The organism is Chitinophaga sp., assembly GCF_035564935.1.
In the GTDB taxonomy this organism is placed as follows: Bacteria; Bacteroidota; Bacteroidia; order Chitinophagales; family Chitinophagaceae; genus Chitinophaga.
This window is the reverse complement of the sequence record NZ_DATMTE010000861.1, coordinates 1-8776: the sequence shown is the minus strand read 5'-3', so window position 1 is coordinate 8776 and position 8776 is coordinate 1. Positions and strand designations below refer to the sequence as shown.

Sequence of the window (8776 nt, the reverse complement as noted above, 5' to 3'; positions counted from 1 at the left end):
ATTCCATAAACCAGCAGGTTAGTATGTGCCGGATACTTGTTGTATACTTCCCGGATACTTAGGACCCGTGTATGTGTAGTACTTATCATACACTCCCCATACACTCGCCATACACTCCCCATACACTCTCCATACACTCCCCATACACTCCCCATACACTGTGCATACACTCCCCATACACTGTCTCGTCCTAATATACCTATACAGGTTAAGAAATAATCCTGAAATTGTTTTACAGTTTGTCATGTAAATCCTGATTTTACTTTACACTGTCATATGGCAGAGCTGGTTGCCTGATGCTTTTGTTTTTTCAGGACGGGCCAACTGCATACTTGCATTGAATTGTAAAATTTTATATATGTAAACGACGCTACCATCCATTCCTCCAACTGTGTTCACACCGCTGTAATAATATTTATTTTTAAAATCCTTAAATTCAACGACATGGTTATCTAAAAGCTAACAAACTATTTCTTAACTTCGCAAACATTTTATAAAGGAAATATAGCCCATACGAAAAGGTATGGCGCTAATAGCAAAACGTATGATAAATATCACTTTTCCGGATGGCGCAGTTCGTCAGTATGAACCAGGAGTAACTGCATTGGAGATTGCCAGATCTATCAGCGAGGGATTGGCACGCAAAGTATTGGCTGCAAATGTTAATGGGCAGGTAGTGGATGCTACACGCCCGATTTTGACGGATAGCACGCTGCAACTTTTGACGTGGGTGGATAAGGATGGTAAGGCAACCATGTGGCATTCTTCGGCGCACCTGATGGCGGAAGCCCTGGAAGCCCTGTACCCCGGCGTAAAGCTCGGCTATGGCCCCTCTATTGAAAACGGATTCTATTACGATATTGACCTTGGCGACCGTACCATCTCTGAAGAGGACCTGAAAGCGATTGAGGCAAAAATGGTGGAGCTGTCCAAACACAACAGTGAGTATGTGCGTAAGGAAGTAAGCAAGGCAGATGCCCTGACTTATTTTACAGAGAAGGGAGATCCGTATAAAATAGAAACGATCAATGAATTGCCGGATGGAAGTATTACTTTCTATACCCAGGGCGGATTCACAGATCTTTGCCGCGGACCGCATATTCCAAACACCGGCTTTATTAAATCCATCAAGCTTACCAGCATTGCCGGCGCTTACTGGCGCGGTAGTGAAAAGAATAAGATGCTTACCCGCATTTACGGTATCACTTTCCCCAATCAGAAGGAGCTGGACGAATACCTGGCCCTGATAGAGGAAGCAAAAAAGCGCGATCACCGCAAACTGGGTAAGGAACTGGAACTGTTTGCCTTCTCTGAGAAAGTTGGCCTGGGGTTACCCATGTGGCTGCCTAAAGGCGCCATGCTGCGTGAACGCCTGCAACGTTTCCTCCAGGAAGCACAGATAGCCAGCGGCTACCTGCCGGTGGTAACTCCGCATATAGGGAATAAAAATCTGTACGTGACTTCCGGTCACTACGAGAAATACGGAAAAGACAGTTTCCAGCCTATACACACGCCCGAAGAAGGCGAGGAGTTTATGCTGAAACCCATGAACTGCCCGCATCACTGCGAACTGTATAAAGTATCGCCAAAATCGTACAAGGACTTACCGGTACGTTTCGCGGAATTTGGTACCGTATACCGTTATGAGCAGCATGGTGAGCTGCATGGACTTACCCGTGTAAGAGGATTTACCCAGGATGATGCGCACCTTTTCTGTCGCCCGGACCAGGTAAAAGAAGAGTTTCAGAAAGTGATAGACCTGGTAATGTATGTATTCAACAGTTTAAGTTTTACGGAGTATACCGCACAGATTTCCCTGCGTCATAAAACAGACCGCGGCAAATACATGGGTACTGAAGAAAACTGGGAACTGGCGGAAAGAGCCATCATTGAATCGGCTGCTGAAAAGGGACTGAATACCGTGGTGGAATACGACGAAGCCGCGTTTTATGGTCCTAAGCTCGATTTCATGGTAAAAGATGCACTGGGCCGTAAATGGCAGCTGGGTACCATCCAGGTGGATTACAACCTGCCGGAGCGTTTTGAGCTGGAATATATCGGGGCTGATAACCAGAAACACCGCCCGGTAATGATTCACCGTGCGCCGTTTGGTTCACTGGAAAGATTTATCGCCGTGCTGATTGAGCACTGCGCCGGTAAATTCCCGCTGTGGTTAGCGCCTACACAGGTGAAAATCCTGCCTATCAGTGATAAAAGCCAGGCCTATGCAGAAAAAGTAGCAGAATTGCTGAAAAAAGCAGAAATTCGCGCTGAAATAGATGACAGAAGCGAAAAGATCGGCAAAAAGATCCGGGAAGCAGAGCTGGCAAAAATTCCGTACATGCTCGTACTCGGTGAAAAAGAAGCTGCGGATGAAGTAGTGGCCGTTCGTCGCCAGTCGAAAGGAGACCTGGGTACCATGCAGGCCGAACAGTTTATCACTATGATAAATGAAGAGGTGGCAAACAGGAAACCAATTGAATAGTATCGCATAAATGTGGAAAAAAGGTATATAAAACAATGAACATTACTTGATTGAGGTATGTTAATTGCTATGATTTTCCCCGTATTTTTGTAAAGATTGTTTTTGGTCCATGGACGATATGTGGACCATGGACTAAATGGACAATTAATTAATTAATTTTATTTTTTTTAATGCAACAAAGACCCAGACCAAGTTTTGGCGGCAACAACCGGGGAAGAAACCCCAACTTCCGCAGGGAACAACAACAAGAACATCGCACCAACAGGATGATACGCGTTCCTGAGGTAAGGCTTGTAGGTGAAAATATTGAGGTAGGTGTCTACAAAACAGAGGATGCATTGCGTCTGGCAGAGGAACAGGGTTTAGACCTGGTAGAAATTTCCCCAAATGCTGTGCCCCCCGTTTGTCGTATCATCGACTACAATAAATTCCTTTACGAAAAGAAGAAGAAGGAAAAGGAAATGAAGGCAAAGGCGCACAAAAGTGAAGTGAAAGAAATTCGCTTTACGCCTAACACCGACGACCATGACTTCGATTTTAAAGCAAAACATGCTGAAAGCTTCCTGAAAGACGGTAACAAGGTAAAAACCTATGTACAGTTTAAGGGCCGTGCTATCATGTTTAAGGAACGTGGTGAACTGATCCTCCTGAAGTTTGCTGAAAGGCTGGCAGAAGTAGGTGGACTGGAAAGTATGCCTACCATGGAAGGTAAGCGTATGATCGCCATCTTTGCGCCTAAAGCAGCGAAGAAGAAGGAAAAGGAACCCAAAGAACCAAGGGAACCAAGAGAACCGAAAGAAACAAAGGCGCCTGTTACTCCTCCGGCAACTGATGCAGGGGAGACTAAGGCATAGCCAACGGTTATATCACATTAAAAAAGCAGCACAACAGGGTACGGTATCCTGTTGCGCTGCTTTTTATTTTATGCGATGATTGTTGTCAGCCTATTGATTTCAATACTTTCCTTGCTCTTGAGCGGATACCCGGCGCAGGATTATTTTCCAGCGCTTCTGCGATCAGCAGGCGGATCTCGTTTTTTATTTCAGGATAGTCTTTGGCCAGGTTGGCCAGTACCGTCATAGAAAATGCTTTTACTGCCACTGTTTCCAACGGATCTTCCAGGAAGGTAAAACAACTGTTCATTACCGGTCCCTGAATAGGTTCGGGGATCACCAGGTATTGCAATATGCGTAATACATTTCGCTTTACTGCCACAGGCATGCCTGCTTCTTCCATCCTGGCCACCATAGCCGGCAGGTGAGGAGTGAGCAGTTCCGGGTACTTTTCCGCTACAAGACTTACAATCCATGCACTCCGTTGCACCACGCGGTATTCATCGTGCAGGAAAAGGTGTATCAACGCGGCAAACCGGTTGGCACGATGCCCGATCCATCCAGCTATACGGAGCGATTGCGCCCTTGAATGTTCCAGTAAAATTTCAGCGCGTAGGTCCATAGACCTGCAATTTAGTATAAGCCGCTCAATTATCGCCGGCAGTAGTGTTTGCCAGCAGGTAAGCCAGCATTCTTTTCCGCATCCGTTCCACATCTTCCGGCATTACAGGCATATCTGTTTCTTTGCCCATATCGTCCCAGATGCGGATCTGTATATATTGTTGAAAGAGAGGGTCGTTGCGGAAAGCCAGCGCTTCTGCTTCATTCATAGGTCCGCCCTGGTATTCCAGGGTTTGTTTGCTGGCTTCGGAAAGCGTGTCGTAATAGGCGCTGTCGGACCAGGTGAGGTAGCGTTTAGCTGCAACATGACTGCCAACCAGCCGGGCCATTTTTTCCGGGAAACCGCATTCCAGGAGGAAAGTACTGCCAAGATCATCATGTGCACGGGCGCCGAGTCCGTTCATCCGGGGGGCGTTTTCAAAGAAATGGCCAATATCGTGCAGGAATGCGGCAATGATCATTTCATCATCAAAGCCCGTGCTTTCCGCTATGAGAGCCGCCTGCATCATATGCATCAGCATAGTTACCTGTTCGCCGTATTCTTCCTGGCCGTAAGTGTTATACAGGTCGAAAATTTTATTGATCACAGTTTGAGCGTGCTGTTCACTACCGGTCATTTTCGTATGTTTATAAGGGTTAGTACAGTTTTTCGTGGTATTACCGCAAATGTAACAGCTGCAATGGCTTTATCAGCATGCCTTATGTTATGTTTTTATTAATACCGGGATGGTTTTCAAACGCCAATAATCCTTTACCTTTGCGCTTTACTACAATACAAAACTGAACCATTGCTAAAAAAAGAACTGCGCGTTATACTCGTATCGCTGATTGTTAGTTTTATACTAACTGCGGCGAAGTTCTCTGCCTACTTTATGACCCATTCCGTGGCAATCCTTTCTGATGCCCTGGAATCCATTATTAACGTAGTGGCAGGCGGTTTTGCCTGTTACAGTATTTACCTGGCCGGTATGCCGAAAGACGCCAATCATCCATACGGACATGGAAAGGTGGAGTTTTTCTCTATCGGTTTTGAAGGGGCTATGATCTTTATTGCCGGCATACTGATCCTGGTGAAGGCGATCCAGTATTTTATCATGCCCCGGGAGTTGCACCAGATAGAGAACGGTTTGTGGGTACTGGGCGCTACCACAGTGGCTAATTTATTATTGGGCATGTACCTGGTGCGCTCCGGCAGGCGGCTTTCTTCCATTACCATTTCAGGGAACGGACAGCACATTATGACCGATGTATACAGCAGTGCAGGGTTGATAGCGGCGCTGATCGTCATTCATTTTACAGGCTGGACCTGGCTCGATCCCGCGGTATCACTGGTGATGGGCGTATTGATCCTCGCTAAAGGGTACCAGCTCATGCGCCGTTCCATTTCCGGTTTGATGGATGAAACGGATATGAAAATAGTAGATAAGGTGATCACTATCTTATCTGCACACCGCAGGGAGAACTGGATCGATGTGCATAATATGCGCGTACAGCAGTATGGAAATAACTATCATATAGATTGCCATGTAACGTTGCCGTATTACCTGGAACTGAATGATGCGCATGATGAAATGAAGAAGATAGAGCAACTTGTTAATGCAGGTTTTCCCGATAGTGAAGTAGAGTTTTTTATTCATATGGATCCTTGTATTCCTTCCTGCTGTCATTACTGCCTGAAAGCCGCATGCCCGGTCAGGAGTCATGCATTTACCGGCGAAATAGTATGGACCCGGGATAACGTTTTACCCAACAGGAAGCACGGATAATAGCACATCTTACTATAAAAAAAACAGCATTACTTATACAAGCAATGCTGTTTTTTTTATAGTAAGATGTGTAACTTTTTTTATTCTTCTCCCGCTTCTTCACCATCACCGTGACCAATAATATCACGTACCGGTTTTACTGCCTGGTAAATACCGCGGTTATATTTATTTCCTAAGATGATCAACGTGGTAGAATCCTGGATGAAACGATAGAACACTGTATTGTTGCCATGCCACCAGCCATTGTGGTAAATGATATTTTTTGTGCTGTCGGGGTATACCATCAGCCGCCATCCCAGGCCGTAATTGCGGACGCCTGGTTTTTCATTGCTGTAAGGCGTATAGGCAGCCTTTAGTGTAGCATCATTCAGGAGCTGACCTGAGTAAAGCGCCTGGTCCCATTTGAGCATGTCTTCTGCGCTGCTGTAAATGCCTTTGTCGCCCATTACACCATCGAAGTAAGTATCGGGTTCAAACTGCCCGTTATACTTGTGGCTCTGCGTCTGGTGCGCCCGCGCAGCAGAGGAGGGGTCGAATACAAAAGTGCTGGTCATCCGCAGCGGCTCAAAAATAGTTTGCTGCATGAAGTCGGCATACTTTTGCCCGCTTACTTTTTCAATGATGGAAGCAAGCAGCATGTAATTGGTATTACAATACTGGAAATGCGTGTCCGGCAGGTGTTGTATCGCCGGTTTATGTTGCTCCATTAATTTGATCACCTCATCGTTGGTGATAAACCTGGATTCTTCTTTCCATAGGCTGTCGCAGAAATAAAGGTAATTAGGCAAGCCGCTCCGGTGGTTCAGGAGCATACGTACGTTGATCCCTTTATAAGGAAATGCGGGAAAGAATTTTTGCAGGGAATCTTCCAGGCTGAGTTTTTCATTTTGTACCAGCCACATCACTGCGGCGCCTGTAAAGGTTTTGGTAACAGAGGCCAGCTGAAAGGAAGAACTGTCCATCACCGGTGTTTTGGTCCGGGAGTTTTCATAGCCATGATATTTTTCAAAGATGATCACCCCTTTTCTTGCCACTATCATGGCGCCGTTAAATCCTGTACGAAGCAGTTTCCCGTTATAAAATGCTTCCAGTTCATGTTGCATCTGTATGGTGCGCGGCGATTTCAGGATGGCTTCTTTTTCCGCCGCTGATAATCCTGCTGTAAAACGTACTGAATCTGACGCTGCTTTTTTTCTGCTTTCTTCCCTTCTTGCTGCATTGCTCTGGCAGCTGGAGATAATTGCAATTCCCGATATAGTTAAGATAATACTTACTGCTTTCAATCGCTTCATTAGAAGAATATAACTACTTGCTTATTCAATTTAGACCCCAAAAAATACAAAGCGCTAAATTTAGACTCAAAGTAAAAGACTGCCAAATAAAAACGGTGATTCCTGATTCTTTTAATTCGTTTTTAAGCAAAAAAGTGTGAAAAAGTTTAAAAAATGTCCCTTAATTCCACGTTTTTTTGATAAAATCGAATTTGAGTCCCCTGCTATTTGAATATTCCTCAACTTCGAGTAGGTTTGTGCCCTGTTTCCCCGCTATCAGCAATTATTAAGCCAATTGCAACATACAGATACACATATAACTTAGTATAATATTATGGACCAGCAAAAGTCGACAAGTTATCCGAAAGAGAAGATCAGCATTTTATTATTAGAAAACATCAGCGATGCTGCGGTGGCGGAGTTTACCACGGCAGGGTACCAGGTGCGCAAGCTTACAGGTGCGCTGAGTGAAGAGGATCTGATCAATGAAATTAAGGACGTTCATCTTCTGGGCATCCGATCTAAAACCAAAGTAACCCGCAAGGTACTGGAGTCGGCCAGGAAACTGCAGGCCATTGGTTGTTTTTGTATCGGTACCAACCAGGTTGATCTGAAAGCTGCTACCGAGCATGGTGTAACTGTTTTTAACGCCCCGTATTCCAATACCCGCTCAGTGGCAGAGCTGGTAATAGGGTTGTCTATCATTCTCATCCGCCGCATCGTGGATAAGAACAATGCCGCCCATAACGGCACCTGGATGAAAGAAGCTACCGGCAGCTATGAGCTTAGGGGTAAAACGCTGGGTATAGTGGGATATGGTAACATCGGCAGCCAGGTGAGCGTACTGGCGGAAGGAATGGGTATGAACGTGATCTATTATGATGCGGAAACCAAACTGCCGCTCGGCAATGCGGAACAGCAACGTACCCTGAAAGAACTTTTCAATAAAGCAGATATTATTTCCCTGCATGTACCTTCCAGCAAAACCACGACGAATATGATCACAAAGGAAGTGCTGGCAGATGCAAAGCCCGGCGCTATCTTTATCAACTATGCCCGTGGCGAGGTGGTAGACCTGGAAGCGCTGAAAGAAGCCCTGGAAAGCGGCCGTTTGTCCGGCGCGGCTATCGACGTATTCCCGGTAGAACCTGAAAAGAACGGCGCTGCCTTCACTACGCCGCTGCAAAAGTTATCCAACGTGATCCTTACACCGCACATCGGCGGAAGCACGGAAGAAGCGCAACATAATATAGGGCTGGATGTGAGCAGCAAAATGCTGAATTACCTGGAAAAGGGCGCCAGCTTTGGTTCCCATACCGTTCCGGCCATCAGCGTACCGCCTATTGAAAACACGCACCGTATCCTGCACATCCACCAGAATGTGCCGGGTGTATTGTCTGCCATCAATACCGCTTTATCTGCCAACAAGATCAATATCCTGGGGCAGTACCTGAAAACCAACGACCAGATCGGGTATGTGGTGCTGGATGTGGATACCAGGTTATCGCAGGAAGCGCTGGCGTTGCTGAAGGAAGTGGAGCATACAATTAAGACGAGATTGCTGTATTAATCAATACAGGTATTACTTTTTATAGCGAAAGCAGGGATTTATCCCTGCTTTTTGCTTTCTTGCAATGTTTTTAAGTTGTCAACTTATTTTATCCCTTATTGTATGAAAAGAATAATTGTCTCATCAAACAACTAAAGAAGTAATTCTTTGGCTGTTATATCTCCCCGTTCACCGGCTCTTTTTGCTCATATACCTTTTTTCTTCCTACATTTTCAAAATTCTTTGTTAAC

General features: G+C 45.6%; 7 protein-coding genes. 4 read left to right on the top strand and 3 right to left on the bottom strand.

What is annotated here, in order from left to right:
* Nucleotides 1-544 precede the first annotated feature (544 nt).
* On the top strand, nt 545-2485 hold the full coding sequence (gene thrS, locus VN105_RS22530; RefSeq protein WP_325644446.1) for a threonine--tRNA ligase: 1941 nt from the start codon (nt 545-547) through the stop codon (nt 2483-2485).
* Nucleotides 2486-2655: 170 nt separating this feature from the next.
* Nucleotides 2656-3339 carry a translation initiation factor IF-3 gene (gene infC / locus VN105_RS22525; RefSeq protein WP_325644444.1) on the top strand — a complete coding sequence of 228 codons (684 nt, stop codon included), beginning with the start codon at nt 2656-2658 and terminating at the stop codon, nt 3337-3339.
* A gap of 85 nt (nt 3340-3424) precedes the next feature.
* On the opposite strand, the gene VN105_RS22520 is transcribed toward infC, so the two are convergent.
* Entirely contained in the window at nt 3425-3940 is a 516-nt protein-coding gene (locus VN105_RS22520) for a hypothetical protein (protein WP_325644442.1), read from the bottom strand.
* 25 nt (nt 3941-3965) lie between these two features.
* Nucleotides 3966-4556 (bottom strand): HDIG domain-containing metalloprotein, encoded by a 591-nt coding sequence (locus VN105_RS22515; protein ID WP_325644441.1) that lies wholly within the window; start codon nt 4554-4556, stop codon nt 3966-3968.
* Nucleotides 4557-4727: 171 nt separating this feature from the next.
* Between VN105_RS22515 and VN105_RS22510 the strand changes: the two genes are divergently transcribed.
* Nucleotides 4728-5705, top strand: a complete 978-nt coding sequence (locus tag VN105_RS22510; RefSeq protein WP_325644439.1) for a cation diffusion facilitator family transporter — start codon at nt 4728-4730, stop codon at nt 5703-5705.
* A gap of 80 nt (nt 5706-5785) precedes the next feature.
* On the opposite strand, the gene VN105_RS22505 is transcribed toward VN105_RS22510, so the two are convergent.
* Nucleotides 5786-6997: a serine hydrolase domain-containing protein gene (locus VN105_RS22505; RefSeq protein WP_325644437.1), complete on the bottom strand. Its 1212-nt coding sequence runs from the start codon at nt 6995-6997 to the stop codon at nt 5786-5788.
* A gap of 313 nt (nt 6998-7310) precedes the next feature.
* On the opposite strand from VN105_RS22505, the gene serA reads away from it, so the two are divergent.
* Nucleotides 7311-8546 (top strand): phosphoglycerate dehydrogenase, encoded by a 1236-nt coding sequence (serA, locus tag VN105_RS22500; RefSeq protein WP_325644435.1) that lies wholly within the window; start codon nt 7311-7313, stop codon nt 8544-8546.
* Nucleotides 8547-8776: the final 230 nt, after the last annotated feature.

Coding starts and splice junctions, on each gene's coding strand:
- VN105_RS22515 (WP_325644441.1), bottom strand. CDS start 4,556: ATGACCGGTAGTGAACAGCACGCTCAAACTGTGATCAATAAAATTTTC.
- thrS (WP_325644446.1), top strand. CDS start 545: ATGATAAATATCACTTTTCCGGATGGCGCAGTTCGTCAGTATGAACCA.
- VN105_RS22520 (WP_325644442.1), bottom strand. CDS start 3,940: ATGGACCTACGCGCTGAAATTTTACTGGAACATTCAAGGGCGCAATCG.
- VN105_RS22505 (WP_325644437.1), bottom strand. CDS start 6,997: ATGAAGCGATTGAAAGCAGTAAGTATTATCTTAACTATATCGGGAATT.
- infC (WP_325644444.1), top strand. CDS start 2,656: ATGCAACAAAGACCCAGACCAAGTTTTGGCGGCAACAACCGGGGAAGA.
- serA (WP_325644435.1), top strand. CDS start 7,311: ATGGACCAGCAAAAGTCGACAAGTTATCCGAAAGAGAAGATCAGCATT.